Source organism: Streptomyces pathocidini, from assembly GCF_001418495.1.
GTDB classification, from domain to species: Bacteria; Actinomycetota; Actinomycetes; order Streptomycetales; family Streptomycetaceae; genus Streptomyces; species Streptomyces pathocidini.
Window position 1 is genome coordinate 1 of record NZ_LIQY01000711.1, and the last position, 2646, is coordinate 2646.

The 2646-nt window shown below is 73.5% G+C and carries 2 protein-coding genes; one reads left to right on the top strand and one right to left on the bottom strand.

The window, feature by feature from the left end; genetic code table 11:
- Window positions 1-68: 68 nt before the first annotated feature.
- Window positions 69-1130, top strand: coding sequence for a C40 family peptidase (locus tag AOK16_RS24720; protein ID WP_240483742.1), 1062 nt, complete (start codon window positions 69-71; stop codon window positions 1128-1130).
- 261 nt (window positions 1131-1391) lie between these two features.
- On the opposite strand, the gene AOK16_RS24725 is transcribed toward AOK16_RS24720, so the two are convergent.
- Window positions 1392-2646 (bottom strand): alkaline phosphatase D family protein (locus AOK16_RS24725; RefSeq protein ID WP_079101766.1); only part of this gene is annotated, 1255 nt, incomplete at its 5' end.

Genomic DNA, 2646 nt, shown 5'->3' on the forward strand with positions numbered 1-2646 from the left:
CATCCTTCCCTTGACCCGCGGCCGACTCCCCCCGGCCGCGGGTCAAGGGAAGGATGGTGACGGCCACCGTGGCCTCACACCGAAAACCCCGGTCGGCCAAGCGGTTCCCGCTGACCGGCACCACGGCCCGTACGGCGGCGACGCTCGCGCTCGCGGGCGCCGCGGGCGCGGCAGCGCTCGACGGCGGAGCGGCGCACGCCGAGCCCGGCAGCCCGGCCCGGATCAAGGCCGAGGTCGACCGGCTGCACCACGAGGCCGAGGAGGCCACGGAGAGGTACAACGGCGCGAAGGCCGAAGCCGAAGAGGCCGCCAGGGAGTTGGAGGGCCTGCGCGACCAGGCCGCGCGCGGGGCGGAGCGGCTGACCGACGCGCGGGACGAGCTCGGCTCGATCGCCACCGCCCAGTACCGCTCGGGCGGCGTCGACCCGGCCGTCCAACTCGCCCTGTCCTCCTCCCCCGAGGACTACCTGGAGCGCGCCGCCGCCGTCGACCGCGCGGGCAGCCGCCAGGCGGGCGTCCTCACCGGCATCCGCCGCGAGCTGCGCGCCCTCACGCAACTGCACACCCAGGCCGACCGCAAGCTCACCGAACTGGCCGCGGGCCAGGCCTCGTTACGCGCCCACAAGCGCACCGTGCAGGGCAAGCTCCGCGCCGCAGAGCGGCTGCTGGCGAACCTGAGCCCGGAGGAGCGCGCCCGGCTGCTCGGGGACGGGCGCGGGGCGGGGTACGCGGGCGCGCACGCCGATCGCGCCACCGTGCGCGGCCCCGTACGCGCTCCCAACGCACGCGCCGCGCAGGCCGTCGCGTACGCCTTCGGGGCACTCGGCAAACCGTACGTATGGGGCGCGACGGGGCCGGGGTCGTACGACTGCTCCGGGCTCACGCAGGCCGCCTGGCGGTCGGCGGGGGTCTCGCTCCCCCGGACCACCTACACCCAGATCAACGCCGGGCAGCGCGTCTCGCGCTCCCAACTCACCCCCGGTGACCTGGTGTTCTTCTACTCCGGCGTGAGCCATGTCGGCCTCTATGTCGGCGGCGGGCAGATGATCCACGCGCCGCGGCCGGGGGCACCGGTGCGGGTGGCGCCGATCGACGAGATGCCGTTCGCGGGGGCGGCGCGCCCGGTGTGAGACGGGGGCGCCCCGGCCTGAGAGGGGCGCCCGGGCGTGAAGCGAGGAGCGGTCGGCGCGAGGCAAGCCCGGCGCTCGACGCGGAACAGGCCTCTCCCGGGACGCCCCAACGCGAGGCAGGTTCCTCCCGAAACGCCCTGCCACGAAGCGTTCCTCCCGGAACACCCGCCGCGAAGCAGGACTTTCGGGACAGGCGGCGCGCCCGGCGCATACACCGAGCACGCCGAGCACGCCGCCAACTGCCCGTCAGAACGCGGGGGTTCAGGCCACCGTCACCCCCCGGCGCCCGGACTCGGTCACGAACCGCGCGGCGGAGATCACCGGTGCGCCCTCCTGCTTAGTCACCGCCTCCGTCGACCGCAGCGTGGATTCCATCCGCTCACGCCCGACCTCGCAGAGGATGTAGCCGCGCCGGTTGTCCCAGTAGCGCCAGTGCGGGGACTCGGCGGCGATCGGGTCGTACGTGGTGTGGAACTGCTGCTGCGAGGACGGCGGGATGTCGCCGCCGGAGGTGATCGAGGTGCCGCACAGCTCGGCGCCGACGACCGGCGTCCCCGGCTGCTCGGGGTTGCGCTCCAGGTCCATGATGAAGGTGGAGTGGCGGTCGCCGGTCAGCACGACCGGGTTGGCCACGCGGGGCTGGGCGAAGGTGTCCATCAGCTTGCGCCGGCTCGCGCGGTAGCCGTCCCAGTTGTCGAGGTCGAAGGAGTCGGCCTCGCCCGCGGTGCGGTCGTTGGTGGCGACCTGCGTCTGGTTGGCGAGCAGGTTCCACCTCTGCCGGCCGCTCAGCAGGCCCGCGTCGAGCCACTTCTCCTGCTGCGCGCCGAGCATCGTGCGCGAGGGGTCCTCGGCCTCCTGGATGGTGGCGACCTGGTCGCTGCGGTACTGGCGGGTGTCCAGGACGTGGACGCGGGCCAGGTCCCCGAAGTCGAACCGGCGGAAGACCTGCATGTCCGGGCCGTTGGGGCGGGCGATACGGCGTACGGGCATGTGCTCGTACCAGGCCTGGAACGCCGCGATCCGGCGGGCGCGAAAACCTTCCGGCGTCTGCTTGTCCGGGTCCTGCGGGAAGTCGTCGGCCCAGTTGTTGTCGATCTCGTGGTCGTCGAGGGTGACGATCCACGGCGCGGCGGCGTGCCCGGCCTGGAGGTCGGGGTCGGTGCGGTACTGGGCGTACCGGTTGCGGTAGTCGATCAGCGAGTACGGCTCGTCGGTGCCCGCGTGGACGCGGAGGGAGGTGGCGACGGGGGCGGACTCGTAGATGTAGTCGCCGAGGAACGCGACGAAGGCGACGTCCTGCTGGACGAGGTCGCGGTAGAGGTGGAAGTAGCCCGCCGTGAAGTTCTGGCAGGAGGCGAACGCGAAGCGCAGTGCGCGGGGGCGTGCGCCGGGAGCTGGCGCGGTACGGGTGCGGCCGACCGGCGATATCTCGCCACCGGCCCGGAAGCGGTAGAAGTACTCGGTGTCCGGGCGCAGCCCCTGCGGGTCGACGTGCACGCTGTGCCCGAGCTCGGGC